General features: G+C 67.7%; 26 protein-coding genes and 1 pseudogene. 18 read left to right on the top strand and 9 right to left on the bottom strand.

What is annotated here, in order from left to right:
- Positions 1 to 28: 28 nt before the first annotated feature.
- The 3 genes from RMO97_RS21495 (at position 29) to RMO97_RS21485 (ending at position 4,156) form a co-directional block, all read left to right on the top strand.
- Positions 29 to 1,201, top strand: coding sequence for an acetyl-CoA C-acetyltransferase (locus tag RMO97_RS21495; protein WP_310543040.1), 1,173 nt, complete (start codon positions 29 to 31; stop codon positions 1,199 to 1,201).
- Between the two features lie 68 nt (positions 1,202 to 1,269).
- The gene (locus tag RMO97_RS21490; protein WP_310543039.1) at positions 1,270 to 1,968 is read left to right on the top strand and encodes an SDR family NAD(P)-dependent oxidoreductase; all 699 of its coding nucleotides are present in this window, start codon (positions 1,270 to 1,272) and stop codon (positions 1,966 to 1,968) included.
- A 121-nt stretch (positions 1,969 to 2,089) separates the two neighbouring features.
- A complete protein-coding gene (locus tag RMO97_RS21485) occupies positions 2,090 to 4,156 on the top strand; it encodes a TonB-dependent receptor (RefSeq protein WP_310543038.1) in 2,067 nt (688 codons plus the stop codon).
- On the opposite strand, the gene RMO97_RS21480 is transcribed toward RMO97_RS21485, so the two are convergent.
- On the bottom strand, positions 4,153 to 5,490 hold the full coding sequence (locus RMO97_RS21480) for a sorbosone dehydrogenase family protein (RefSeq protein ID WP_310543037.1): 1,338 nt from the start codon (positions 5,488 to 5,490) through the stop codon (positions 4,153 to 4,155). The two genes, RMO97_RS21485 and RMO97_RS21480, sit on opposite strands and share 4 nt — an antisense overlap.
- Before the next feature lie 167 nt (positions 5,491 to 5,657).
- Here RMO97_RS21480 and RMO97_RS21475 point away from each other — a divergent pair, with 167 nt between their 5' ends.
- The 9 genes from RMO97_RS21475 to RMO97_RS21435 all read left to right on the top strand — a co-directional run bounded on the left by RMO97_RS21475 (position 5,658) and on the right by RMO97_RS21435 (position 12,616).
- Positions 5,658 to 6,053 carry an MAPEG family protein gene (locus tag RMO97_RS21475; protein WP_310543036.1) on the top strand — a complete coding sequence of 132 codons (396 nt, stop codon included), beginning with the start codon at positions 5,658 to 5,660 and terminating at the stop codon, positions 6,051 to 6,053.
- 47 nt (positions 6,054 to 6,100) lie between these two features.
- On the top strand, positions 6,101 to 6,496 hold the full coding sequence (locus RMO97_RS21470; protein WP_310543035.1) for a GFA family protein: 396 nt from the start codon (positions 6,101 to 6,103) through the stop codon (positions 6,494 to 6,496).
- A 42-nt stretch (positions 6,497 to 6,538) separates the two neighbouring features.
- Complete coding sequence (locus RMO97_RS21465; RefSeq protein WP_310543034.1) at positions 6,539 to 7,141, top strand: carbonic anhydrase; 603 nt, start codon at positions 6,539 to 6,541, stop codon at positions 7,139 to 7,141.
- Between the two features lie 253 nt (positions 7,142 to 7,394).
- Complete coding sequence (locus RMO97_RS21460; RefSeq protein WP_310543033.1) at positions 7,395 to 7,910, top strand: hypothetical protein; 516 nt, start codon at positions 7,395 to 7,397, stop codon at positions 7,908 to 7,910.
- Between the two features lie 154 nt (positions 7,911 to 8,064).
- The gene (locus RMO97_RS21455) at positions 8,065 to 9,270 is read left to right on the top strand and encodes an acyl-CoA dehydrogenase family protein (protein WP_310543032.1); all 1,206 of its coding nucleotides are present in this window, start codon (positions 8,065 to 8,067) and stop codon (positions 9,268 to 9,270) included.
- Positions 9,271 to 9,564: 294 nt separating this feature from the next.
- Complete coding sequence (locus RMO97_RS21450) at positions 9,565 to 10,500, top strand: fatty acid desaturase (RefSeq protein WP_310543031.1); 936 nt, start codon at positions 9,565 to 9,567, stop codon at positions 10,498 to 10,500.
- A 168-nt stretch (positions 10,501 to 10,668) separates the two neighbouring features.
- Complete coding sequence (locus RMO97_RS21445) at positions 10,669 to 10,992, top strand: metalloregulator ArsR/SmtB family transcription factor (RefSeq protein WP_310543030.1); 324 nt, start codon at positions 10,669 to 10,671, stop codon at positions 10,990 to 10,992.
- Entirely contained in the window at positions 10,989 to 11,462 is a 474-nt protein-coding gene (locus RMO97_RS21440) for an SRPBCC domain-containing protein (RefSeq protein WP_310543029.1), read from the top strand. Before RMO97_RS21445 ends, RMO97_RS21440 begins: the two co-directional genes overlap by 4 nt.
- An 83-nt stretch (positions 11,463 to 11,545) precedes the next feature.
- Positions 11,546 to 12,616: an alkene reductase gene (locus RMO97_RS21435; RefSeq protein ID WP_310543028.1), complete on the top strand. Its 1,071-nt coding sequence runs from the start codon at positions 11,546 to 11,548 to the stop codon at positions 12,614 to 12,616.
- Here the strand turns inward: RMO97_RS21435 and RMO97_RS21430 are convergent.
- From RMO97_RS21430 to RMO97_RS21415, 4 genes are all read right to left on the bottom strand, one after another.
- The gene (locus RMO97_RS21430; RefSeq protein WP_310543027.1) at positions 12,613 to 13,104 is read right to left on the bottom strand and encodes a hypothetical protein; all 492 of its coding nucleotides are present in this window, start codon (positions 13,102 to 13,104) and stop codon (positions 12,613 to 12,615) included. The genes RMO97_RS21435 and RMO97_RS21430 overlap by 4 nt on opposite strands.
- Positions 13,101 to 14,633 (bottom strand): MBL fold metallo-hydrolase, encoded by a 1,533-nt coding sequence (locus RMO97_RS21425; RefSeq protein WP_310543026.1) that lies wholly within the window; start codon positions 14,631 to 14,633, stop codon positions 13,101 to 13,103. The genes RMO97_RS21430 and RMO97_RS21425 overlap by 4 nt, the downstream gene beginning before the upstream one ends.
- 101 nt (positions 14,634 to 14,734) lie before the next feature.
- A complete protein-coding gene (locus RMO97_RS21420; RefSeq protein WP_310543025.1) occupies positions 14,735 to 15,340 on the bottom strand; it encodes an NAD(P)H-dependent oxidoreductase in 606 nt (201 codons plus the stop codon).
- Positions 15,337 to 15,816, bottom strand: a complete 480-nt coding sequence (locus RMO97_RS21415) for a pyridoxamine 5'-phosphate oxidase family protein (RefSeq protein ID WP_310543024.1) — start codon at positions 15,814 to 15,816, stop codon at positions 15,337 to 15,339. The genes RMO97_RS21420 and RMO97_RS21415 overlap by 4 nt, the downstream gene beginning before the upstream one ends.
- A gap of 118 nt (positions 15,817 to 15,934) precedes the next feature.
- Between RMO97_RS21415 and RMO97_RS21410 the strand changes: the two genes are divergently transcribed.
- Both RMO97_RS21410 and RMO97_RS21405 read left to right on the top strand, forming a co-directional pair.
- A complete protein-coding gene (locus tag RMO97_RS21410; RefSeq protein WP_310543023.1) occupies positions 15,935 to 16,717 on the top strand; it encodes an LOG family protein in 783 nt (260 codons plus the stop codon).
- Positions 16,718 to 16,829: 112 nt separating this feature from the next.
- Complete coding sequence (locus RMO97_RS21405; RefSeq protein ID WP_310543022.1) at positions 16,830 to 18,887, top strand: M13-type metalloendopeptidase; 2,058 nt, start codon at positions 16,830 to 16,832, stop codon at positions 18,885 to 18,887.
- 9 nt (positions 18,888 to 18,896) lie between these two features.
- Here the strand turns inward: RMO97_RS21405 and RMO97_RS21400 are convergent, their stop codons facing one another.
- Positions 18,897 to 19,160, bottom strand: coding sequence for a DksA/TraR family C4-type zinc finger protein (locus RMO97_RS21400; RefSeq protein ID WP_310543021.1), 264 nt, complete (start codon positions 19,158 to 19,160; stop codon positions 18,897 to 18,899).
- Between the two features lie 317 nt (positions 19,161 to 19,477).
- Between RMO97_RS21400 and RMO97_RS21395 the strand changes: the two genes are divergently transcribed.
- Positions 19,478 to 19,936 carry a hypothetical protein gene (locus RMO97_RS21395; RefSeq protein ID WP_310543020.1) on the top strand — a complete coding sequence of 153 codons (459 nt, stop codon included), beginning with the start codon at positions 19,478 to 19,480 and terminating at the stop codon, positions 19,934 to 19,936.
- Positions 19,937 to 20,009: 73 nt separating this feature from the next.
- Positions 20,010 to 21,026 (top strand): tRNA dihydrouridine(20/20a) synthase DusA, encoded by a 1,017-nt coding sequence (dusA, locus tag RMO97_RS21390; RefSeq protein ID WP_310543019.1) that lies wholly within the window; start codon positions 20,010 to 20,012, stop codon positions 21,024 to 21,026.
- Here dusA and RMO97_RS21385 read toward each other — a convergent pair.
- From RMO97_RS21385 to RMO97_RS21375, 3 genes are all read right to left on the bottom strand, one after another.
- Positions 20,970 to 21,491, bottom strand: coding sequence for a TIGR02281 family clan AA aspartic protease (locus RMO97_RS21385; RefSeq protein ID WP_305704388.1), 522 nt, complete (start codon positions 21,489 to 21,491; stop codon positions 20,970 to 20,972). The genes dusA and RMO97_RS21385 overlap by 57 nt on opposite strands.
- 105 nt (positions 21,492 to 21,596) lie before the next feature.
- Complete coding sequence (locus RMO97_RS21380; protein WP_310543018.1) at positions 21,597 to 21,818, bottom strand: DUF1289 domain-containing protein; 222 nt, start codon at positions 21,816 to 21,818, stop codon at positions 21,597 to 21,599.
- The gene (locus tag RMO97_RS21375) at positions 21,815 to 22,243 is read right to left on the bottom strand and encodes a PaaI family thioesterase (RefSeq protein ID WP_310543017.1); all 429 of its coding nucleotides are present in this window, start codon (positions 22,241 to 22,243) and stop codon (positions 21,815 to 21,817) included. The genes RMO97_RS21380 and RMO97_RS21375 overlap by 4 nt, the downstream gene beginning before the upstream one ends.
- A gap of 173 nt (positions 22,244 to 22,416) precedes the next feature.
- Between RMO97_RS21375 and RMO97_RS21370 the strand changes: the two genes are divergently transcribed.
- Positions 22,417 to 22,734 (top strand): hypothetical protein, encoded by a 318-nt coding sequence (locus RMO97_RS21370; protein WP_310543016.1) that lies wholly within the window; start codon positions 22,417 to 22,419, stop codon positions 22,732 to 22,734.
- 159 nt (positions 22,735 to 22,893) lie between these two features.
- Positions 22,894 to 23,679, top strand: a pseudogene (locus RMO97_RS21365) (phospholipase); the annotation flags it as partial.

Genomic DNA, 23,679 nt, shown 5'->3' with positions numbered 1-23,679 from the left:
GACGCGCAATTCCAAAGGGAGCGGAACCATGGGCGAAGCCTATATCGTCGCGGCCTCACGCACGGCCGGCGGCCGCAAGGGCGGCAAACTGAAGGACTGGCATCCGGTCGATCTGGCCGCGAGTGTTCTCAATGACCTGCTCGACCGCACCGGCGCCGATCCGGCCCTGGTGGAAGACGTCATCATGGGCTGCGTCATGCAGGTGGGCGAGCAGTCGGTGAACGTGGCGCGCAACGCCGTGCTCGCCTCGCGCATGCCCGAGAGCGTGCCCGGCACAAGCGTCGACCGCCAGTGCGGCTCGTCTCAGCAGGCCCTGCAGTTCGCGGCCCAGGCCGTGATGAGCGGCACCATGGACATCGTCATCGCCTCGGGCGTCGAGAGCATGACCCGGGTACCCATGGGCCTTTCCGCCGCCCTGCCGGCCCAGAACGGCTTTGGCACCTATATGAGCCCGGGCATCCAGGAGCAGTACCCGAACATCCAGTTCTCGCAGTTCGTCGGCGCCGAGATGATCGCCGAGAAGTACGGGCTGACCAAGGATGAGCTGGACGAGTTCAGCTACTCCTCGCACCAGCGCGCCATCGCCGCGACCCAGGCCGGGGCGTTCAAGAACGAGATCTGCGCCATCGAGATCACCGACGCCGAGGGCAACAAGAGCGTCCACAACATCGACGAGGGCATTCGCTTCGACGCCAGCCTGGACGGCATCAAGGCCGTGAAGCTGCTGCGCGAGGGCGGCCGGATCACCGCGGCCTCCTCCAGCCAGATCTGCGACGGCGCCTCGGGCGTGATGATCGTCTCGGAAAAGGGCCTGAAGGAACTGGGCGTCAAGCCGCTGGCCCGCATCCACCACATGACCCTGCTCGGCCATGACCCAGTGATCATGCTGGAGGCGCCGATTCCCGCCACCGAACGCGCCTTCAAGCGGACCGGCATGAAGGCCGACGACATCGACTTCTATGAGGTCAACGAAGCCTTCGCCTCGGTGCCTGTCGCCTACATGAAGACCCTGGGCGTCGATCGCGAAAAGCTGAACGTCAACGGCGGCGCCATCGCGCTCGGCCACCCGCTCGGCGCCTCGGGCACCAAGCTGATGACGACCCTGCTGAACACCCTGGAAGCCAAGGGCGGCAAGTATGGCCTGCAGACCATGTGCGAAGGCGGCGGCATGGCCAACGTGACCATCGTCGAGCGCCTCTAGAACCTCAATCGGCTTGGCTTCCTTCGCTCCGTGCGGGAGAAGGAAGCCTCGCTGAATTGGGGACCGACTTGAGCCAGCCACGCATCGTCGCCGTCACCGGCGCATTCGGAATCCTGGGGTCCGCCGTCGCCCGCGCCGCGGCCGGGCAGGGGGCCAGGGTCGCGCTCATCGACTTCGCCAAGAGCGCCCCCGAGGGCCTGGTCGCGGCTTGCGGGCCCGACGCCCTGGCGCTCTCGGGCGTCGATCTCACCGATCCCGATGGGGCCAGGACCGCCATTGACGAGGCCGCCGCGCGGTTGGGCGGCCTGGACGCCCTGATCAATGTCGCCGGCGGCTTCGCCTGGCAGACCCATGCCGACGGGGACCCGGCGGTCTGGGACAGGCTCTACGCCCTGAACGTGCGGACCACGGCCAATGCGAGCCGCGCCGCCATCCCGCATCTGAGGGCCAGTTCGGCCGGCCGCATCGTCAATGTGGGCGCCAACGGCGCGTTGAAGTCCGCTGCCGGCATGGGCGCCTACGCCGCCTCCAAGGCTGGGGTCCACCGTCTGACCGAGAGCCTGGCGGAGGAACTGAAGGGAGAGGTCACGGTCAACGCCGTCCTGCCCTCGATCATCGACACGCCCGCCAACCGCGCCGACATGCCCGACGCCGATTTCGCGACCTGGGTGCGGGCCGACGAACTGGCCGCGGTGATCCTGTTCCTGGCCTCGCCGGCCGCCAGCGCTGTGACCGGCGCCCTGGTCCCGGTCACCGGGCGGGTCTAAACCGCCAACCTTGTTACGCCAAGGCCGCACGGCGGGGCGAATCGCCCCATCGAGGTGAGGAGGGTGGCGAGAGCTTACGAAGTAAGCCAGAACCGTCTCTGTTCCGGGGGAGGGGCGCGTGATGGGTATGCTGATGATCGCCGCGGCGGCCGCCGCTCTGGCCGCAGGCCAGCCGGCTGAGCTGGTGACCCCGGTGGCGGCGGCCACCTCCGAGACCGGGATCATCGCCTATCCCCCCAGCTTCTTCGCCGAGGCCTCGCCCTCGACGGCCTATGACATGGTCATCCGGGTGCCGGGCTTCTCCTTCGACAAGGGGACCGTGGTTCGCGGCTTGGCGGGGTCTGGCGGCAATGTGCAGATCGACGGCGAGCCGGCGGTGGCCAAGAACGACGCCCTGGACGAAATCCTCAGGCGTATCCCGGCGGGCGCCGTGGCCCATGTCGATCTGATCCGCGGCGGCGCGCCGGGCATCGACATGCAGGGCCGGACGGTGATGGTGAACGTGGTGCGCAAGTCCACGGCGGGCTTCCGCGGGGCCACGACCGCGGGCGCCTACGCACTGTATGACGGCCGGGTGCTGGGCAGCTTCCGGGCCGAGGGGCAGTGGCGCTGGGCCGGCGGGCGGTCCGCCGAGGCCTCGGTCGTCCTGGGCTACGGCCCTGACGACCAGCTGGGCGACGGCCGGCGAGTCCGCACCGCGGCCAATGGCTCGACCTTGATCCTCTCCGACGTGGACGCCGACGGGAAGGGCCTGCGGCAGTGGACCACCGGCGCTTATGAGACCCCGCTGGCCGGCGGCAAGCTGCGGCTGAACGCGGCCTATATGCTGACCCCCTATTCGTCGGAGATGACCGACCGCATCCGCTTTCCGGGTGGCAAGGAATACCAGTACGACACCATCGACCGGCTGCAGGCCGAGGTGGGCGGGCGCTTCACACGCCCTCTGACGCCGCGCCTGGACCTGGAGGCGGTGGCCTTCCAGCAGTGGAACAACAACAACACCAAGTCGCGGTTCGAGGGCGCCAACCTGGTTCGCCAGTTCGAGGGCGACCGCAAGTCCACCGAGAGCGTGGGGCGCGGCCATGTGCGCTTCGCCCAGTCACCCAGCCTCACCTGGGAATTCGGCGGGGAGGGCGCCTACAACAAGCTCGATAACACCACGACCCTGTTCCTGAACGCGGTGAAGGTGCGACTGCCGGCCGCCAGCGTGCTGGTGACCGAAAAGCGGGCCGAGGTGTTCGCCACCGCGACCTGGCGGCCGACCGAGGCCCTGACCGTCGAGGCCGGCTGGCGTCAGGAACGCTCGACCATCTCGTCGGAGGGCGACGTACTGCTGGAGAAGCAGCTGCAGTTCAGCAAGCCGCGGGTGTCGGCGACCTGGTCGGCGACGCCGGGCACCCAGGTGCGCCTGCGGGTCGAGCGGGAGGTCGGGCAGCTCAACTTCGACGACTTCGTGGCCCCGTCCTCGGTGGCCAACACCGGGACGGTGATCGCCGGCAATCCCGACCTGTCGCCGCAGCAGGCCTGGGTGGTGGAGGCCGCCGTCGAGCAGCGGTTCTGGAAGAGCGGCGCGGCGATCCTGACCGTCCGCCACTCTGAGCTGACTGACGTCATCGACCGCGCTCCGATCTTCGGTCCGGGCGGCACCGTCGCCGACGCCCCCGGCAATATCGGCGAGGGGACCAAGGACGAGGTGCAGGTCAGTCTCAGCGTGCCCCTGGACCGCTTCCGCATTCCGGCCGCGCAGCTGAAGGCCCAGGCGGTGTGGCGCCGCTCCGAGGTCATCGATCCGCTGACCTTGCAGACGCGCCAGATTTCCGGCCTGCGCCACATGGAGTGGGATATGCACTTCAGCCAGGACCTGCCGCGCTGGAAGTCCAACTGGGGCATCGACGTCAACAAGGGCGGCTCCAACGCCAACGACTCCTACGGCTGGCGCGATAGAGCCTATCGGCTCTCGGAGATCGAGACGCGCAAGCTGGACACCTGGGTGACCCTGTACGGGGAGTACAAGCCCAAGGCCGACCTGAGCGTCCGGTTGGAGCTCATGAATGTGACCGAGCGTAGCGCTCAGCGGACCCGTGAGGTCTATGCGGGGCCGCGCGACCGCAGCGCCCTGCTCTATACCGACGTGCGCGATCTGCGCTGGGGCCGGGTCTGGAACCTGCGGATTCGCAAGAGCTTCTAGGGCTTGGGCGCGGCTGGGACGGGCGCCGGCGGAGGATTGGCGTTGGCCACCCGCCACACGGTGTCGCCACTGTCGTCGGCTACCAGCAGGGCGCCGGCGTTGTCGATCGCCACCCCGGCTGGCCGGCCTTGGGCCTCTCCCTTGGCGTTCAGGAAGCCGGTGAGGAAGGCCTGGGGCGGACCCGCGGGCTTGCCGTTGGCGAAGGGGATGAAGACCACGCGATAGCCGTTCAACGGCTTGCGGTTCCAGGAGCCGTGCTGGCCGATGAACACGCCGCCCTTGTAGCCTGGTGGAAAGGCCTCAGCCCGGTAGAAGGCCAGGCCGAGCGAGGCGGTGTGGGGTCCGAGGGCGTAGTCGGGGACCAGGGCCTTGGCCACCAGGTCCGGCCGCGGCGGGCTCACCCGCGTATCGACCGTCTGGCCGTAATAGCTGTAGGGCCAGCCGTAGAAGCCGCCTTGGGCGACGCTGGTCATATAGTCGGGGACCAGGTCATCGCCGAGTTCGTCGCGCTCGTTGACCGCCGTCCACAGCTTGCCGGTCACCGGCTCCCAGTCCATGCCGTTGGGGTTGCGCAGGCCGGTGGCGTAGGGTCGACTGGGCCCCTCGGGCAGGGTGAATTCGACGATCTGGGCGCGGCCGGCCTCGGCGGCCATGCCGTTCTCGCCGACGTTGGAGTTGGAGCCGACGGTGGCGTAGAGCTTCTGCCCGTCCGGGCTGGCGATGATGTTCTTGGTCCAGTGATGATTGAGCGGCCCGCCGGGCAGGTCGAACACCTTGGTCCCGGTCCCCTGCACCTTGGTCTGGCCGTCGGAATAGGCGAAGGCGACGATGGAGTCGTCGTTGGCCACGTAGAGGGTGTCGCCCACCAGGGCCATGCCGAATGGCCGCTTCAGCCCCTGGGCGAAGATCGCCTTGGTGTCGGCCACGCCGTCTGCGTCGGAGTCGCGCAGCAGCATGATCTTGTTGGGGCTCTCCTGCAGGGCCCCGGCGCGCTTCTGGATCAGTTGGGCGACCCAGGCCTTCAAGTTCTCCGGCTGCTTGGGCTCCGACGAGGACTCGGCGGCCAGCACGTCGCCATTGGGCAGGACCAGCAGCCAGCGGGGATGATCCAGCCCGTCGGCGAAGCGCGTGACGACAAAGCCCGGCGGCGCCTTGGGCGCCCCATCCTTGGGCCAGCCCACAAACTTGGCGACGTTCACCGTCGGCAGCGCGCTCGTGGTGGGGGTGGGAAGCTCCGGCTTTGGCCCGAACCCGGCGAAGGGATCAGAAGCGCCCTGGCCGCAGGCGGTCACGCCGAACGCCGCCGCGGTTGCAGTCAACAAAACCGAACGCATGGACGTCTCCCAATCTTCGACCGCAGGACAATGCCTGGCTCGGCCCGCGGTTCAGCCTAGCATGGCTCAGGCCGACTGATGAGCGGCGCAGGTTGACGCCTCCGGCGCTCAAGCGGAAGCTCCCAAGGTGAAGCTTCACCAGGAAGCGAACTTTTGGGGCGGAAATCATGAGCGTTGAACTGACCATGCTGACCTACTCGGTCGGCCTGCTTTTCGTACTGGTCTTCCTACAGGCCCTGGCGGGCATCCGGGCCCAGGGCGCGGTTCCCCTGGCCAATTCGCGCGACGACCTGCCGCCGCCGAGCGGCTTCCACGCCCGGATGAAGCGGGTGGTGGACAATCACCGCGAGGGCCTGACCATGTTCGCGCCCCTGGTGCTGGTGGCGGCGGTGGCCGGTGTCTCCAGCGAGATCACCGTCCTGGGCGCTCAACTGTTCTTCTACTCCCGCGTGGCCCACGCGGCGCTCTACATCCTCGGCGTGCCGATGGTGCGTCCCCTGGCCTGGGTCGTTGGCCTGGCCGGCACCGTCATGGTGTTTGCCGCCCTGGTCGGCCTGGCCTAGAGGGGCTCCTAAGCGCCTCCCTTCGGGGGGCGCGACCGGAGGCTCGCATGACCCGTCACCTCGGCTCCTGTCACTGCGGCGCGGTGACCTTCGCCATCGAGGCGGAGATCGAGCACCTCACCGCCTGCGACTGCTCGCTGTGCGTGAAGAAGAACGCACGGATGGTGCGGGTGCATGAGGACGCCCTGACCGTGCTGTCGGGCGCGGACCAACTGGGCGTCTATGTCTGGAACACTCACAGGGCGCGGCATCACTTTTGCCGCACCTGCGGGATCTATGTGTTTCACCGCAAGCGCGCGGCGCCGGACATGTATGAGGTCAACGTCTTCTGCCTGGACGGCTTCGACCCCTCAACCTTGCCTGTCCGCTCCAGCCAGGGTGTGGGCATGTCGGTGGCCGCGGAGGGCGCGCGCGACGTCTGGCCCGGGCCCAGACAGGCTTGAGACGGGGTTGCGGCGACGGGCTGACGGGGGTATGGCGCGGCCATGCTCGATCACCTGAAGGCGAATAACAAGGCTTGGGCCGCGCGCAAGGTCGCGGCCGATCCCGGCTTCTTCAAGCGGCTCATGGGCCAGCAGGCGCCCGACTATCTCTGGATCGGCTGCTCCGACAGCCGGGTGCCGGCCAGCGAGATCGTTGATCTCGATCCGGGTGAGTTGTTCGTGCACCGCAATGTGGCCAACCTGGCCCCGCCGCAGGACGCCAATTACCTCTCGGTCCTGCAGTTCGCCGTCGAAGTGCTGAAGGTGAAGCATATCATGGTGGTGGGTCACTATGGCTGCGGCGGCGTGGCCGCGGCTGTGGACGGCGGCCGGCGAGGTCTGGTGGATCACTGGCTGCACCCCATTCGTGAAGTCCACGAGGCGCACCGCTGCGAGCTGGACGAGCTGGGCAGTCAGACCGAGCGCCTCGACCGCCTGTGCGAGCTGAACGTCATCCGTCAGGTGCAGAACGTGGCCAGCGATCTCTTTGTCCAGGACGCCTGGAAACGGGGCCAGGACCTGTGGGTGCATGGCCTGGTCTATTCCTTGGAAGACGGCCTGCTGAACGATCTCAATGTCTCGGTGGGCGACCACCGCGAACCCTGAGCCGGGCGCGGCGGCGCGTCCGCCTGACCACCTATCAACAAGCCAGTTGCGTTCGGCCCGTGGGGGGCTGAGGCGGCCGCTTGCGTGCTTGGTCAGGCGCAGTTTGTGTATAGTCATAGTAATTCAAAATACAGATTTGATTAAATCCTTATTCACCTTGAAGCTAAACTACGCTTTAAATCGAAAGCCTCATAAGCGTTCTCGACAAGTTCAATCAACAAACAAAACACAAACACACAGTCGGGAACACGCCATGAAGACCTTTGCTGCTTTCGCCCTCGCCGCCACCGTCGCCGCCTTCTCCGTCCCCTCGTTCGCCGCTGAGGCTGCGTCGTCGGTGAACGTGCAGAGCGTCCGCATCGCCCTGGCCGGCAAGTCCGTCACTCAGGTTCGCACGGAAATCCGCGACGCCGCCTCGAAGGTCTGCGGCGCGCCGGCCGGCGACTGCTGGGCCGCTGCGGTGCGGAAAGCCAACAGCGATTTCAACGCCATCAACCGCGCCCGTCAGGCCGCCGCGCCGTCTCCAGTCCGCGCCGCCAAGCTTGAGAATGGCCGCACCGGCGTCGTCAGCGTCCGGGTCGCCCTGGCGGGCCGGTCGAATGAACAGATCGCGGCCGATATCGCCGCCGCCGCCGACACTGTCTGCAAAGCGACCAACGATTACGCCCACGGCTACCGCGCCTGCGTGACCGTCGCCGTGCGCTCGGCCAAGGTGCAGCTGCGCCAGCTGGCCCGCGCCGAGGGTTCAACTCAAGTCGCCTCGATGTAAGAGACAGCGTCTCCATCAGGTGTTGAAGCCGCTGGCGCTGGTCCCCCCAGCGTCAGCGGTTCTCGTTTGCGCGCATGCCGCCACGTCACACTTGGCGCGCGGTTTCAGAGGCTTAGACTAGGGCCAACAAACCAGGATGCGCGGAGGAACAGACATGGCCGATTTCGGATCCGACATCGAACTCGAGGACTTCCGTGCGGAGGCCCGCGCCTGGCTGGAGGCCAACTTCCCGGCCTCGCTGAAGGGCAAGGGAAACCTTGCCGCCACCGAGGTGACCACCACCCACGCCGAGCTCAAGGCCTGGCGCAAGGCCATCGGTCTGAAGGGCTGGGCCACCCCCACCTGGCCGGCGGAATATGGCGGCGGCGGTCTGTCGCCCCAGCAGGCCAAGGTCCTGGCCCAGGAGATGGGCAAGATCGGCGCGTTCAATCCGATGATGTTCGGGATGGGCGTGACCATGATCGGTCCGACCATCCTGGACTACGGCACCGACGAGCAGAAGAAACAGCACATCCCGCCCATCGTGCGCGGCGACGTCCAGTGGTGCGTGGGCTATTCCGAGCCGGGCGCTGGCTCCGACCTGGCGTCCCTGCAGATGAAGTGCGAGGACGCCGGCGACCACTACGTCATCAACGGCCAGAAGACGTGGACGAGCGGGGCCCAGTACTCCGACTGGTGCGGGGCGCTGGTGCGCACCGACTTCGCGGCCAAGAAGCATGAGGGAATCAGCTTCATGCTGATCGACATGCACCAGAAGGCCATCGATCCGCGGCCCATCGCCCTGATCGCCGGCGCCTCTCCGTTCTGCGAAACCTTCTTCACCGATGCGCGGGCCGAGAAGGCGGGCCTGTTGGGGCCGCTGAACGGCGGCTGGACGGTGGGCAAGCGCCTGCTGCAGCACGAGCGGGCCAGCCAGACCGGGACAGGCGGCGGTGGCCGCACCGTGCCGCTGAACGAGATCGCCAAGCGCTATGTCGAGGTCGATGAGGACGGTCGCATCGCCGACCTGGACCTGCGCACGCGCCTGACCCGGCACCTGATGGACGCCCGCATCCACGGCCTGACCCTGGCCCGGGTTATGGCGGAATCGAAGGAAGCCTCGGGAGCCACCAACGGCGCCTCGGTGCTGAAGAACTCCGCCACGGTGGTGTCCCAGGGGCGCGCCGAACTGACCCTGGAGATCATGGGCCACCAGGGCCTGGGCTGGACCGGCGGCGATTTCACCCAGGAAGAAATCGAGTCCGTGCGCGGCTGGTTGTCAGGCAAGGCGATGTCGATCTATGGCGGCTCCGTCGAGATCCAGAACAACATCATCTCAAAGCGCATCCTGAACCTGCCCGACACCAGCCAGTCCACCTGACGGGTTGATTTCGGCCACCCTGTCGGAACGGGCAGGGGAGGTCCGTCGTTGGAGGACAAGCCAAGGCGGACGTCCTCGGGGCGTCATCGCAGACCCCTATGGTTCGCCGCCCTGGCCAATACGCCGCGAGCGGCCGACGGCGGAGCTGACGTCAAACAGTCTCAATCGCGGTGATATTTCGCGGGTCCCAATTGCGAGAGGCTCGCCTTGCCGAATCCCGACACACGCCCCTGGCGCCAGCGTCTGGCCCCTTACCAGCAGCCCAGCGCCGGTCGTTCGATCCTGGAGATCGTGATGACGGCGGCCCCCCTTGCGGCGATCTGGGGGGCGGCCTGGGCAGCGGCGCACTTCGGGCTTTGGTGGGTGGCCCTGTTGCTTGCGGTTCCGGCGGCTCTGTTCCTGGTGCGGCTGTTCATGGTGCAGCACGACTGCAGCCACCGGGCCTTCTTCCGCAATCGCCACGCTAATGACTGGATCGGCCGGGTCATCGGGGTGCTCACCGTGACGCCCTACGACTGCTGGCGCCAGACCCATGCCATCCACCACGCCACCTCCGGCGACCTGGACCGTCGGGGCCTCGGCGACATCCTGACCCTGACGGTGGAGGAGTACCGCGCTCTACCGCTGTGGCGGCGGGTCGGCTACCGGCTGTATCGGCATCCGTTGGTGCTGTTCGGCATCGGCCCGGCCTATGTCTTTCTGCTGGAGCAGCGTCTGCCCAGCGGCCTGATGAAGGGCGGCTGGCGACCATGGTTGAGCGCCATGGGCACCAATGCAGGCATCGCCGTCTTCCTGGTGATCGTCGCCCTGCTCGCGGGCTGGCAGGCCCTGCTGCTGGTCAATCTGCCGACCTTGGTGATCGCGTCGTCCATCGGGGTCTGGCTGTTCTATGTGCAGCACCAGTTCGAGGGCACCTACTGGGCGCGGCGCGACGACTGGGATCTGACGGAGGCGGCGCTGAAGGGCGCTTCGCACTATCACCTGCCGCAGCCCCTGCGCTGGATGACCGCCAATATCGGCGTGCACCACGTGCATCACATCGCTAGCCGCATCCCCTTCTACCGGTTGCCCACCGTCCTGAAGGATCACCCGGAGCTGTGCGAGGCCGCCCGGCTCTCGGTCCCGCAAAGCATCCGCGCTGTGCCGCTGTCGCTGTGGGACGAGGCCAGCGAGCGGCTGATCTCCTTCCGCCAGCTGGCGCGGCAGACCCGGGCCGCCGCGGCCGCCTAGAGGTTAAGCTTCACCGCGGCTGCGTCGAAGGTGGTCATCTCGGCTGCCGAGTCGATCATGCAATCCAATTAGACTTGTCGGAGCTGCGGGTTGACGTCCCCAGGTTTTAATATATTGCTATATAGCAATATAGATGGGTGACGATATATGCAGTCAGGGGTGCATCAAATGGATCTTGTGTTCGGCGCCCTGGCCGATCCAACGCGGCGGGCGATCCTGGCGCGGCTGGCGGAGGGGGAGGCGACGGTCAACGAGCTCGTGGCGCCTTTTTCCCTGAGCCAGCCGACGATCTCCAAGCATCTGAAGGTGCTGGAGGGGGCAGGGCTGGTCTCGCGGGGCCGTAACGCCCAGTTCCGACCGGTGCGCCTGAACGCCAAGCCACTGGCCGAGGCCTCCCGCTGGATCGGCGACTATCGCCGGTTCTGGGACGAGAGCCTCGACCAGCTCGAAGCCTATGTGAAAGACCTCCAGGCCAAGGGAGAGCCATCATGAGAACCGTCGAAACCGATCGCGAGATCACCCTGACCCGGGTCATCGACGCCCCGGCCGCCCTGCTGTTCGAGGCCTATTCGCGGCCCGAGCACATCATGAGGTGGTTTGGCCCGGTGGGCTGGCCCGTGACCCTGGCGGAGATCGACTTCCGGGTCGGGGGCACGTTCAAGTTTGCGATGACCGGGCCGAGCGGTGTGCAGAACGAGCCCTTCGGTGGGACCTATCTGGAGATCGTTCCGAACAGGAAGATCGTCTACGACAACGGCTTCAACTTCGAGAAGATGATGGTGGTCACCGTCACCTTTGACGAGGCGGACGGGAAGACCAGGCTGACCCTGCACACGGTGTTCGCCAGCGACGAGATTGCGAAGATGCATATCGGCGGCGGCTTCGAGGAAGGGACCAATTCGGGTCTGGACCAACTGGAGGACCTGGCGGCCGATCTCGCCTCGCGGATCGGCGGCGGTTAGGGCGCTGCCCCTGGGCAAGTTGGGACCGCCCGCCTATGTGGGAAACGCGCCGGCGCTGGACCCGCGCCAGCCCAAGGACGCCCATGCCCTCGCTTTTTGATCCGCTCGTCGTCGGCGATCTGACCCTTCCCAACCGGGTGATCATGGCGCCGCTGACCCGCAGCCGCGCGGGCGACAGCCGCATCCCGAACGCCCTGATGGCCAAGTACTACGAGCAGCGCGCCACGGCCGGCCTGCTGATCTCTGAAGGCGTGCCCGTCGATCCGATGGGCGTCGGCTATGCGGGCGTGCCCGGCATCTGGTCGGCTGAACAGACCCAAGGCTGGCGGCAGGTGACCTCGGCGGTGCATGCCGCGGGCGGGCGCATCTTCATGCAGATCTGGCATGTGGGCCGCATCTCCGACCCGACCTTCCTGGACGGTCGCGCTCCAGTGGCGCCCAGCGCCATCGCCGCCAAGGGCCATGTGAGCCTGCTGCGTCCCGAGCGGCCCTATCCGACCCCACGCGCCCTGGAGACCAGCGAGGTCCAGGACGTGGTGGAGGCCTTCCGCCTTGGCGCCCAGAACGCCCAGAAGGCGGGCTTCGACGGCGTGGAACTGCATGGCGCCAATGGCTACCTGCTCGACCAGTTCCTGCAGGACGGCGCCAACCAGCGCACCGACCAGTACGGCGGCTCCATCGCCAATCGCGCCCGGCTGATGCTGGAATGCGCCGACGCCGCTGTGTCGGTCTGGGGATCTGACCGCGTGGGCATGCACCTGGCGCCGCGCGGCGACGCCCACAACGTGGGCGACAGCGATCTGGCGGCAACCTTCATCCACGTCGCCACGGAACTGGGCAAGCGCAAGCTGGCCTTCCTCTGCGCCCGCGAGGCGGAGGGGCCCGACAGCCTGGGGCCGCAGCTGAAGAAGGCGTTCGGGGGTGTCTACATCGCCAATGAGCGCTTCACCGGGGCGTCAGCCCAGGCCGCCCTGGACGCCGGCTGGGCCGACGCCGTGGCCTTCGGCAAGGACTTCCTGGCCAATCCCGACCTGGTCGAGCGCCTGCGCACCGGGGCGGAGCTGAACCGCTGGAACCTGGCGACCTTCTATGCGCCCGGCGCCGAGGGCTATACCGACTATCCGACCCTGTCAGAGCTGCAGGCGGCCGGCTAGGCCGGGTCGCAGGCCATCAACCCCCAGCGTCCTTTCAGGAAGCCCCGGCGCACCATCCCCGCGAGGATCGCGGCCTTGAGCCCGGCTTCGCGAGACCGCGCGCCGGAAGCCCAGCGTACAACGCCCCGGAAGGGAAGCCCCACGGCGCCGGAAATCAGGTCAGCGGCGAGGCCGGCGACGGAGACGCCTGTGGTCTTTCCATTCGGCGTGAGGTCGGGACCCAGGGCGTCATCGAGGGCCCGAAGCTCCGCCTGCAGCGATGGACAGTCGCCCGCGTGGGTCAGGTCATAGGGCGCGACCGCCGCGCGCAGCAGCACGTCCGGCGCGGTCTCTCGGATGACGCTGAGATCGCGCAGGGGCTGAACCGCGGCGCGACCCAAGTCCGAGTCCGCGCCGGGCCGAGGCATCGGCTGGGTGGCGCAGCCGGCCAGGAGGGTCAGGCCGGCAAGGGCCGAGACTCGCAAGGTTGTCCGACGTTTCGCCATCATGGGGCGGGAGCCTGGGCTGTGGCGCTGATTGCGGTCAAGGTCTGACGGAACTCTGCCAGCAGCCGCTCGCGCGCCGTATCGTCCTGCGCCGACTGGAGCGCCTGATCCAGTTCGATCAACAGTCCGGCCCGGGCGTTGTGCCAGTCGGGCGCGGCCACGGCGCGGGCGGCGATGCGGTGAACGGTCTCGCAGGCCGCCTGAACCTTCGAGCCGCTCAGGACATAGCCCTCGTCCATCCCCGGCAGGGCGATGCGTTCGGGCCCGATCCCCGCGGCCACGAGGCGCGTCCGCAGGCCCTCCCGAGCCGAGGGCTCGCCATGCAGGATGAACACCTGCCCGGCGACCGGCCCGCGCGCCTTGACCCAGTTGGTCAGGCCTGAGGCGTCGGCGTGAGCGGAATAGACGTCCAGAGCCCGGATGCGCGCCCGGACCTGGATCTGCTCGCCCTCGATCGAAACCCGGCTGGCGCCGTCCTGCAGGATGCGGCCGAGCGTCCCCATCGCCTGGAAGCCCGACAGCAGAACAGTGGCGTCCTTGCGCCAGAGCAGGCGTTTCAGGTGCCGCCGCACCCGGCCGGCGTCGCACATGCCACTCGCGGCCATGATCAGATGCCAGCCCCTCAGCTTCTCAAGGCTGTCGCTCTCCCTGGGCTTGCGCAGGAACCGCAGGCGTCCCCCGGAATGCAGGTCCTGGAAGGGGTTGCTCTCCGTAGTCCGGTTCCAGCCGCGCTGCTGGAAGATCTCGGTCGCCTCGATGGCCAGGGGCGAGTCCAGGAAGATGTCGGCCTTGGGGATCTGGCCGTCGTCCATGATGGTGAGGATGTCGGCGAGCAATTCCTGGGAGCGTTCGACCGCGAAGGCCGGAATGAGCACCGGCCCGCCCGCCGCGTGGGCGTCGAGCAGTTCCTGGGTCAGCACCGCGCGCCGGGCCTGGCCGTCAAGATCCAGCCGCTCGCGGTCGCCATAGGTGGACTCCACGATCACGTGGTCGACCCCGCTGGGGCCATCGGGATCGGGGGAATAGTCGCGCCCGCCGCTGCCGATGTCGCCGGAGAATAGCAGCCGGACAGGACTTTCCGCCGTCTCGACCTGAAGCTCGATGGAGGCGGCGCCCAGGATGTGGCCGGCCTCCCAGTAGGTGGCGGACAAGCCCGGCAGGATGGCCGCCGCAACCCCCAGCTTCACCTTCTTGAACTGCTCCATGACCTTGGCGGCGTCGCGCTCGGTGTAGATCGGCTCGACGGTGGGACGGCCTCGCCGCTGGTTGCGGCGATTGAGATGACGGACCTCGGTCACCTGGATGCCGCCGGCGTCGGCCAGCATGATGCCGCACAGGTCGCGAGTGGCGGCCGTGGCGTAGATCGGGCCCGAGAAGCCGGCCTTCATGAGTTTCGGCAGCAGACCCGAGTGGTCGATGTGCGCGTGGGTCAGCAGGACCGCGTCAATCTTGCCGACATCGAAGGGGAAGTCGTTGTAGTTCAGGGCCTTAAGGGTCTTCGAGCCCTGGAACATCCCGCAGTCGATCAGCACGGCCGCGCCATCCACCTCAAGGCGCGCAGAAGCCGGTGACGCAGCCGGCGGCGCCGTGAAATGTCAACTTGACGGTCAAGGGTGCGCTCCTGGGGAGGGGGTCAACTGGCTGCCGGGCGGTCGCCGAAGGTCTGGGCGACGGCCTGGCGAACCTCGGTCAGCACGTCGCCCACCGCTTCCCAGGTGATGCCGGGGACGATGCCGCCGATGTGTCTGTGATCCAGCATCCGAAGCCCGCAGACGGCGGCCAGATGCAGGTCGAACACCGTCATCAGGGCCTGAAGGGCGCCGCTCTCCCGGACCCACGACTCCGGCGCGCCCGAGAAACTGAAGCTGATGAGGTTCTTTCCCTCAAGCAGGGGTTCGGTGCCGCCCGAGATCGGCGCGTAGCCGAAGCCCATGCTGAAGACACGGTCGACATAGCCCTTCAGCATCGCCGGAGGCGCGTTGAACCACAGGGGGTAGATGAAGGCGAAGGTCTCGGCGTCGGCCAGAAGCCGCCGTTCCTCCAGCACGTCAGCCCCGAAGACGTAGCCGGCCGGGCCCGGGATCTCCTCGGCCTTGAGGCAGGGGTCGAAGCCAAGCTGGTAGAGGTCACGCACCACGGTCTGGTGGCCAAGGGCCTCTGCGGCCTCGGCATAGGCCCCCGCCGCCGCGCGGGTGAGGCTGTCGGGATTGGGGTGGGCGACGATGATTGCGTGTTTCACGACGGGCGGTCCGTCGCGGCGAGATGCTCGTCCACCTGCACGAGGTCGTTGTGACCAAACCCCTTCCGGTAGTCCAAGACCGAGATCACCTGCGGCCGCAGATGGAACATCGCCATCTCGCCGGCCGGGGTGGAGACGTACTGGGCCAGTTCCGGGAACTTCTCCAGGAACAGCAGGCCGATCCGCGCCAGGTCGTCGGGGTCGGTGACCTCGGTCGCCTGGCCGCCGAGGGAGAGGCCGCGGATTTCGGCCCAGTCGCGATAGGGCAGGTCGATCGTCGCCGACACCCGGGGGTCGCGCGTCAGATTGCGCGCCTTCTGCGACTGCTGCCCGCACCCAAAATAGATGTCGAGGCCTTGGCTGGCGTAGCTCACCGTGGTGGCCTGGGGTGCGCCGTCGGGCCTGAGGGTCGCGAGCGTCAGGTCCTTGCCCTCTTCAAGGATTGCGACGATGTCCTGGTGGATATCGGGCTTCATCGATCTTGCTCCGGCGAAGATTGAGGCCAGGATGACCCCGGACGAGGCGGGTGGCGTTGCGCCAGATCAAGTCGAAGGCCACCTCCGGTCTTAGTCTGCGCCACGCCTGGAGATCCGTATGTCGAGCCGCCAACCAGAGCCCAATGCGGCGCAACTGATCTCGCCCGCCTATCGCCTTGCGGCCTTGGATCAGGATTTCCTGCTGAGTTCTTCCATGCGGGGCGTTCGGTTCCTGCTGGAATTTTCCAAGGTGGACGAGGCGCTGACCGCCTGGGGGGTGAGATCCACCCTGGTGGTGTTTGGCAGCGCCAGGATCGCGGAGGACGGCCCGGGCCGGCAGGCGCAGTGGTATGCCGCGGCCCGGGCGCTCGGCGGCATTGTCTCACAGAGAGGCGGTGCGATCCGCACCGCCGACCGCCTGCGCGACAACGTGATCGCCACAGGCGGCGGACCCGGGATCATGGAGGCGGCCAACCGCGGGGCGGCCGATGTCGGCGCGCCGTCCATTGGGTTCAATATCAGCCTGCCGCATGAGCAGGGGCCCAACCCGTACTCGACCCCGGAGCTGACCTTCCGCTTCCACTACTTCGCCATGCGCAAGATGCACCTGGCCATGCGCGCCAACGCCCTGGTGGTGTTCCCGGGGGGCTTCGGGACCCTGGATGAGCTGTTTGAGATCCTGACTCTGCGTCAGACCGGCAAGTCGCCGCCTATTCCCGTGGTGCTGTTCGACGAGCCCTACTGGCGCTCGGTCATCAATTTCGACGCCTTGGTCCAGGCGGGGATGGTGGACGCCGCCGATCTGGAGATCTTCCGCTTCGCCGGGAGCGCCGAGGAAATCTGGTCGGAGCTGCTGGCCTGCGGCCTGACGGTCGCGACCGAGCGGGGCGACGGGCCCTAGGCGCTCGCCCGGCCAAAGATGGAGGAATGTTCATCTTCGTTCGGATGTTTTGCGGCGGACAGCCTGCCGCTCGCAGGCCATTCTGCGCTGACAAGATTCCAAGGGGGCGCGGATGCGTAGTCAGTTCATGTGTGCGGCGGCCATGGCCGTCCTGCTGGTGGCGGGGCCCGCCAGCGCCGCCGACAAGCCCGAGTTCGGCGAGGTCGGCCTCGACCTCGCCGGCATGGACAAGACCGTCGCGCCCGGTGACGACTTCTACGCCTATGTGAACGGCGGCTGGCTGAAGACCGCCACCATCCCGGCCGACCGTTCCAACTACAGCGACGTGGCCCGCCTGCGCGAACAGAGCCTGGCGCGGGTTCGCGGCATTGTGGAGGCCGGCTCGGCGTCGCCTGGTTCGCCGGACGCCCGGAAGTTCGGCGACATCTATGCCAGCTTCATGGACGAGGCGGCCATCGAGGCGGCCGGGATCACGCCGCTGAAGGCCGACCTGGCGATGATCGCGGCGGTGAAGACCCCTCAGGACGTGGCGCAGGTCATGGCGGCCCTGGAGCGCAAGCAGCGTCCGTTCGGTTATGGCTCCCCCCAGCCCAGCTTCCCGGTCTATCCGGCGGTGGGCATCGACGCCAAGGACCCGACGAAGGGCTCGTCGGAGCTGGTGCAGGGCGGCCTTGGCCTGCCCGACCGCGAGTACTACCTGACCGACGATCCGAAGTTCGCCGCCGCGCGGGCGGCCTACAGGACCTACCTGACCCAGATCTTCACCCTGGCGGGCTTTGGCGAGAGCGCGGCGCGGGCCGACCGGATCATCGCCTTCGAGACCGCCCTGGCCAAGGTGCATTGGAGCCGGGTGGACTCCCGCGACGCCGACAAGGTCTACAATCCCATGACCCCGGCCCAGCTGATCGCCGCGGCGCCGGGCTTTGACTGGAAGACCTATCTGGACGGGGCGGGCTTCGGCGCGCGGCCGGTGCTGATCCTGAACCAGACCAGCGCCATCACCGGCTTCGCCAAGCTGGCCGGCGCGACCGACATGCAGACCTGGCGCGACTACCTCGCCTCGCGCCTGATCAAGGACGCCGCGCCGGTCCTGCCCAAGGCCTTCGTCGAGGCTGACTTCGCCTTTCATGGCAAGGCGCTGACCGGCACGCCGGAGCTCAACGCCCGCTGGAAGCGCGGCGTCGGCGCGGTGAACCTCGCCATGGGCGACGCCGTAGGCAAGTCCTACGCCGCCCAGTACTTCCCCCCTGAGGCCAAGGCCAAGATCGAGGACCTGGTGGGGGAGGTGAAGGCCGCCTTCTCCCGCCGGATCGACCGCCTGGACTGGATGGCGCCGCAGACCAAGGTCAGGGCCAAGCTCAAGCTCGCCAACCTGCGCGTCGAGGTGGGCTATCCGGAGACCTGGCGTGACTATTCAGCCCTCACCATTGTGCGTGGCGAGGCCTTCGCCAACAGCCAGCGGGCCGCGGCGTTCGAATACGCCCGCAACCTCGCGGAGATGGAAAAGCCGGTGGACCGGGCCCAGTGGTGGCTGACCCTGACGCCGCAGACGGTGAACGCCTTCAACGCCGGGCCCCTGAACAAGCTGGCCTTCCCGGCGGGCTTCCTGGCCGCCCCGTGGTTTGATCCGGCCGCCGATCCGGCGGTGAACTACGGCGCCATCGGATCGGTGATCGGCCACGAAATCAGCCACAGCTTCGACGACCAGGGCGCCAAGTTGGACGAGCAGGGGCGGCTGATCGCCTGGTGGACGCCGGCTGACCTGACGGCCTTCGAAGCCTCCACCGGCAAGCTGGCGGCGCAGTACGACGCCTATCAGGCCCTGCCGGACCTGAAGCTTAACGGCCGACTGACCCTGGGGGAGAACGTGGGCGACCTGGGAGGCCTGGCGGCGGCGCTGGACGCCTATCACGCCAGCCTTGGCGGCAAGCCCGCGCCGGTGATCGGCGGACTGACCGGCGACCAGCGCTTCTTCATGTCCTACGCCCAGAGCTACCGGACCCTGATGCGCGAGCCCTTCCTGCGCCAGATCATCGCCACCGATCCTCACGCGCCGGGGCAGTTCCGGTCCTATGAGGTGCGCAACTTCGACGCCTGGTACACGGCCTTTGACGTCAAGCCCGGCCAGAAGCTGTACCTGGCGCCGGCCGACCGGGTTCGTATCTGGTAGGGGGCGCTCCTACCGGAGCTGGCTGTCCTTGCTGCCCCTGCGGTTGATGCCGGCGACGACGATGCGGGCGTCGCGGCCGGCCTGACATTGGACGCAGGTGCGGGCGCCGGGCAGCGCGCGGCGGCGGGCCTCCGAAATCTCGTCACCGCACGCGACGCACTGCTCGGTGCCTTCGCCTACCGGCAGGCGCGCCCGTGCAGTGAGCACGCCGTCGGTGATGGTGTCCTCGATCTGATCGAGAACCGCACCCTCATGCGCCCAGCCGGTCGCCATGTCTTCAATGTCCTTGTTTGTGAGGGTGTTAGATGGGAATTCGCGCGGCGATTTCCAGGGCGGCTTGGACGCGGCTGTCGATCCGCCGGGTGTCCGCTGAACCCCTGGCGCGGGGCGCTGTTCCGCCGAGTGTCCGACAGACGGATCTTTTCAGGGCTCGTGACGGAATTTATCTGGCGCGGCGCGGCGGAATCCCCGCGGGCCTGCAACTGAGGTCGCCCCATGGTGTTGAGGCATCTTCGGAGACGCACCCGGCGCTCCGGTTGGGAGGACGCCATGCCGACATGCCCGACGACCTCGAACCGGTCTGACCTCGGATGATCCCGCAAACCGCTGCGGCCGGCCATGAGGCGGTAAACACCCCCAATCGGGAGCAGTGGCTGATCAATGTCGCCGTGCTGATGAGGCCCTGGTTCAGGTCCCGCGGCTATGAGATCCCGCTGCGGGTTCGGCTTGGGGTCGGCGCCCTGTCGGCCAACCAGAGCACTTTGGGGGTCTGCTATCCCTACAGAGACCGGGACGGCTTCCGGCACATCACCATCTCGCCGTTCATCGACGAGCCGGTGCTGGTGGCGGCGGTGGTGGTGCATGAACTGATCCACGCCATCCTGCCGCCCGAGGAGCTGCATGGACCTCGCTTCCGCGAGGCGGCGCGCGCGCTCGGTTTTGAAGGCCGCGTCACCCAGGTGGTGCCGGGCTCCGAGCTTGCCGCCCAGCTTCAGGTGATCGTCAGGCAGATCGGCCCCTATCCGCACCGTGCGATCCTCGCGGCGTGACCAGTTGGCCAGAATAGCGTAGAAGCGCGCGCCGTTCCTTCCGCTCTGTCCCCTGAGAAGTCGCCGAAACCCTATGCAATCTCAGTCGCATAGACTGTCCGTCGCCCCCATGATGGACTGGACGGACCGGCATTGCCGCGCCTTCCACCGGGTGCTGACGCGCGAAAGCCTGCTCTATACCGAGATGGTGACGACCGGGGCCGTGCTGCACGGCGACCGGGAACGGTTGCTGGGGTTCGACGACGTCGAGCACCCCGTGGCCCTGCAGCTGGGGGGCTCGGAGCCTGCCGACCTCGCGGCGGCGGCACGCATCGGCGCGGACCTCGGCTATGACGAGATCAACCTCAATGTCGGCTGTCCCTCCGACAGAGTGCAGAGCGGCCGCTTCGGCGCCTGCCTGATGCGGGAGCCCGCCCTGGTGGCCGAGGGCATGGCGGCGATCCGGGCCGCGGTCTCCATCCCGACCACGGTGAAGTGCCGGATCGGGGTGGACGACCAGGACCCGGAAGAGAGCCTGTTCAGCCTGGTGGACCTCTGCGCCCAGGCCGGTGTCACCACCTTCATCGTCCATGCCCGCAAGGCCTGGCTGAAGGGCCTGTCGCCGAAGGAAAACCGCGACGTGCCGCCGCTGGACTACCCGTTGGTCCACCGCCTGAAGCGCGAACGGCCGGGCCTGAACATCGAGATCAACGGCGGGATCGGCTCCCTGGAGGAAGCCGAGGCCCAGCTGGTCCATATTGACGGCGTGATGCTGGGCCGCGCGGCCTATCATACGCCAGGCATCCTGGGGCAGGCGGATCGGCGGATCTTCGGCGCGGCCGCCGATGTGGATCCCTTTGAGGCCGTCGAGCTCTACAAGCCCTATGTCGCCCGCCAGCTGGAGCGCGGCGCGCACCTGTCGGGGATCACGCGCCATATGCTCGGGCTGTTCCACGGCGCGCCGGGCGCTCGGACCTGGCGGCGAATTCTGACGGTGGAGAGCGTCAAGGCGGGGGCCGGCCTGGACGTGGTCGACCGGGCCCTGGCCGCGGTGTCAGGGCTGAAGGATCAGCGCGGTGCGGGTCGCCTGGAAGCTGGAGAGGCGGCCTAGATAGGTCATGCCCAACAGGGAGGCGTCGAGCCCCTTGTCAAGAACGAGCGCATCGACATCGGCCAGTTTGGCGCCGGCCACCGAGACTGACGCCAGTTTGACGGCGGCGGCCTTGGCCTCGCCGTTGGCGGTCATCACCTTGTAGGCGTAGTCGAGCTTGGCGGGGTCGAAGCCGAGACGTTGGGCGTCGGCGGCGGTGAGCGCCACGGCGGTGGCGCCGGTGTCCACCAGGAAGCGGACGCTGGAGCCGTTGACGGTGCCCTGGGCCCAGTAGTGGCCGTCGCTGGCCTTGGCGATTGACGCGGCGCCGCCCTGCGCGGCGGCGGGTTGTTGTTCCGGAACGAAGTGAGCCACGGCGGCGCGCAGGCCGTCGGACCGCGTGGTCGGATCCAGGCTGACCACGGCCTGGGCCGCGCCCACGGCCGATACGGCCCCGATCAGGGCCATGGCGGCCAGCTTGATCATACTCGACACCCTCGCCACCCCGGCGTTGTTCAGCCGTTCCCGGCCTTGTTGAACGGGCAGATTAGGTCGGCGGGGGTTTGCAACCGGTGAACGCGCCGGCCGAACTCAGCTGAAAATCGCCAGCTTTTCCGGACGGATGCGATCCCGGCGGGTCGGAAGTTCGGTCATGATCCGGGCGCGGTCCTCTTCCGACAGCTTCTGCCAGGCGGCGACCTCGGTCAGCTCGCGGTAGCAGCCCATGCAGAGGCCGGTCTCACCATCGATGACGCAGACCTGGATGCAGGGCGTCTTGATCGGGGCCGGAGGGCGGGAGGGAAGGTCGCTCATGAGGGGATAGCGTAGGTCACGGTCGCCTGCGCCGCCAGCCTGTCCTGGCTCTCGGTCCAGAGCCTGACGTCGCACACCGCGATGCGGCGGCCCAGGCGCAGGAAGCTGGCCTCGGCATGCAGATCGCCCGGGGCCGCGCCGCGCAGGAAGTTCATCACCAGGGAACTGGTGACCGCCATCAGCTGGTCGCCGATGTGGGCCAGGATCAGGGCGTAGGCCGCGGTGTCGGCCAGGCTCATCAGATTGGGGCCTGCGATCACACCGCCCGGGCGCAGCATGCCCTCGCCATAGAGCCGCACGATGTGGGCGCGGCCCGGGGACAGGTCGATCACCTGCGGCAGGGCCGCGGGCGGCGCATCGGGAAAGGCGCGCGCCATCAGGGCGTTCACGCCGGTGGCATCGAGCTTGAGATCGGGTTGGGCCATAACCGTGTTCTGCCGAGTCCGGCGCAACATTACAAGATGTTTATCTTATTGAGTAACCGAGTTCGATGATTAAGGATTGGTAAGACTCGAATACTCAATGTTGCTGCGAATTCATTTGAAGCTTCAGCGGCGCTAGAGCACGTTCCGCGCATCATATTTCGAGGGAAAAACACATGCGTATCGCCACTGTCACGCTCGCCGCCGCCGCCACCCTGATGGCCGCCGGCTCCGCCCTGGCCGCCGGCAAGGTCACAGACGTGGACTTCATCAAGGCCAGCCGCTGCCGCGGGATCGCCACCTCTTCGGCCGCCGACACGGCTGACCTCGACGCCTGGCTCAAGGCGGCCCGGAGGTCGCGCACAACCTCTGTCATGGACCGGGCCGCCGTCGCAGAGGACGCGGGCCGCCGCGAGGCCAAGACCACCAATGCCGAACGCAAGGCCCGCTTGGCCACCGAACTCAGCGGACCCTGCCAGGCCTTCAAAGGCTAGTCTCTCGAGCCGACCTTGATGGAGCGCGTCGGCCCCCCATAGTCGGCGCGCTCTTTTCGTTTGGTCTTGCGCCTTGGGACTTGCAAGGACTCGACGGGAACCCGACCTGGGCGCAGGCTTTCTTGGCATGCATGCCGTAAACGGGGTTTCGATCGGTTGATGAGCGTATTGAAACCTGGAGACACGGTCTGGCGCACGGGTCGCGCCAACCGCGCCGCCTTCCTGATCGACACAGAGGCCTATTACACCGCCGTCTATGAAGCCCTGCGCAAGGCCAAGCGCTCGGTGCTGCTGCTCGGCTGGGGGTTTGATCCCCGCACCCGCCTGTTTCCGGACGGCCAGGAGACCGCGGATGATCCCGACGAAGCCGGCCGGATCTTGGTGGAGCTGTCGCGCGCCCGTCCCGAGCTGGATATCCGCCTGCTGATCTGGAAGTCGGCCCTGCCCATCGCCGCCAGCCAGGAATTCTTCCCCCACAAGGCGCGCAAGTGGTTCCAGAAGACCGGCGTCAAGTTCCGCCTGGACGACGCGGTCCCCATGGGCGCCTGCCATCACCAGAAGCTGCTGGTGGTGGACGACAAGCTGGCGATCTGCGCCAGCGGTGACATCTGCGTCGATCGCTGGGACACCCCCGGGCACCGGGACCTCGAGCCCCGCCGCATCATGCCCGACCAGGAGTGCCATGCGCCACGGCACGAGGTGATGCTGATGGTGGACGGCCCGGTGGCCAAGGACCTGGGAGATCTGGCCCGGGAACGCTGGCATCGGGCCACAAAAGAGGTGGTGGCGCCGCCCCCGAAGATGGAGGGCGATCCCTGGCCGGCGCACGTCCCGGCCCATCTTTTGGACATGGAGGTCGGTATCGCCCGAACCATGCCGGCGTGGCGCCATGAGCCCCAGGTGGAAGAGATTCGGCGGCTCACCCACGCCTCGATCCTGTCGGCC

The organism is Phenylobacterium sp. (assembly GCF_031425575.1).
Lineage (GTDB): Bacteria > Pseudomonadota > Alphaproteobacteria > Caulobacterales > Caulobacteraceae > Phenylobacterium.
The sequence above is the reverse complement of the archived record's forward strand: the minus strand, read 5'-3'. Positions and strand labels throughout refer to the sequence as shown.

Excerpts from the sequence above, each read along its gene's own strand:
- RMO97_RS21495 (WP_310543040.1), top strand. The coding sequence starts at position 29 with ATGGGCGAAGCCTATATCGTCGCGGCCTCACGCACGGCCGGCGGCCGC.
- RMO97_RS21485 (WP_310543038.1), top strand. The coding sequence starts at position 2,090 with ATGGGTATGCTGATGATCGCCGCGGCGGCCGCCGCTCTGGCCGCAGGC.
- RMO97_RS21480 (WP_310543037.1), bottom strand. The coding sequence starts at position 5,490 with ATGCGTTCGGTTTTGTTGACTGCAACCGCGGCGGCGTTCGGCGTGACC.
- RMO97_RS21475 (WP_310543036.1), top strand. The coding sequence starts at position 5,658 with ATGAGCGTTGAACTGACCATGCTGACCTACTCGGTCGGCCTGCTTTTC.
- RMO97_RS21470 (WP_310543035.1), top strand. The coding sequence starts at position 6,101 with ATGACCCGTCACCTCGGCTCCTGTCACTGCGGCGCGGTGACCTTCGCC.
- RMO97_RS21465 (WP_310543034.1), top strand. The coding sequence starts at position 6,539 with ATGCTCGATCACCTGAAGGCGAATAACAAGGCTTGGGCCGCGCGCAAG.
- RMO97_RS21460 (WP_310543033.1), top strand. The coding sequence starts at position 7,395 with ATGAAGACCTTTGCTGCTTTCGCCCTCGCCGCCACCGTCGCCGCCTTC.
- RMO97_RS21455 (WP_310543032.1), top strand. The coding sequence starts at position 8,065 with ATGGCCGATTTCGGATCCGACATCGAACTCGAGGACTTCCGTGCGGAG.
- RMO97_RS21450 (WP_310543031.1), top strand. The coding sequence starts at position 9,565 with ATGACGGCGGCCCCCCTTGCGGCGATCTGGGGGGCGGCCTGGGCAGCG.
- RMO97_RS21445 (WP_310543030.1), top strand. The coding sequence starts at position 10,669 with ATGGATCTTGTGTTCGGCGCCCTGGCCGATCCAACGCGGCGGGCGATC.
- RMO97_RS21440 (WP_310543029.1), top strand. The coding sequence starts at position 10,989 with ATGAGAACCGTCGAAACCGATCGCGAGATCACCCTGACCCGGGTCATC.
- RMO97_RS21435 (WP_310543028.1), top strand. The coding sequence starts at position 11,546 with ATGCCCTCGCTTTTTGATCCGCTCGTCGTCGGCGATCTGACCCTTCCC.
- RMO97_RS21430 (WP_310543027.1), bottom strand. The coding sequence starts at position 13,104 with ATGATGGCGAAACGTCGGACAACCTTGCGAGTCTCGGCCCTTGCCGGC.
- RMO97_RS21415 (WP_310543024.1), bottom strand. The coding sequence starts at position 15,816 with ATGAAGCCCGATATCCACCAGGACATCGTCGCAATCCTTGAAGAGGGC.
- RMO97_RS21410 (WP_310543023.1), top strand. The coding sequence starts at position 15,935 with ATGTCGAGCCGCCAACCAGAGCCCAATGCGGCGCAACTGATCTCGCCC.
- RMO97_RS21405 (WP_310543022.1), top strand. The coding sequence starts at position 16,830 with ATGCGTAGTCAGTTCATGTGTGCGGCGGCCATGGCCGTCCTGCTGGTG.
- RMO97_RS21400 (WP_310543021.1), bottom strand. The coding sequence starts at position 19,160 with ATGGCGACCGGCTGGGCGCATGAGGGTGCGGTTCTCGATCAGATCGAG.
- RMO97_RS21395 (WP_310543020.1), top strand. The coding sequence starts at position 19,478 with ATGATCCCGCAAACCGCTGCGGCCGGCCATGAGGCGGTAAACACCCCC.
- dusA (WP_310543019.1), top strand. The coding sequence starts at position 20,010 with ATGCAATCTCAGTCGCATAGACTGTCCGTCGCCCCCATGATGGACTGG.
- RMO97_RS21385 (WP_305704388.1), bottom strand. The coding sequence starts at position 21,491 with ATGATCAAGCTGGCCGCCATGGCCCTGATCGGGGCCGTATCGGCCGTG.
- RMO97_RS21380 (WP_310543018.1), bottom strand. The coding sequence starts at position 21,818 with ATGAGCGACCTTCCCTCCCGCCCTCCGGCCCCGATCAAGACGCCCTGC.
- RMO97_RS21375 (WP_310543017.1), bottom strand. The coding sequence starts at position 22,243 with ATGGCCCAACCCGATCTCAAGCTCGATGCCACCGGCGTGAACGCCCTG.
- RMO97_RS21370 (WP_310543016.1), top strand. The coding sequence starts at position 22,417 with ATGCGTATCGCCACTGTCACGCTCGCCGCCGCCGCCACCCTGATGGCC.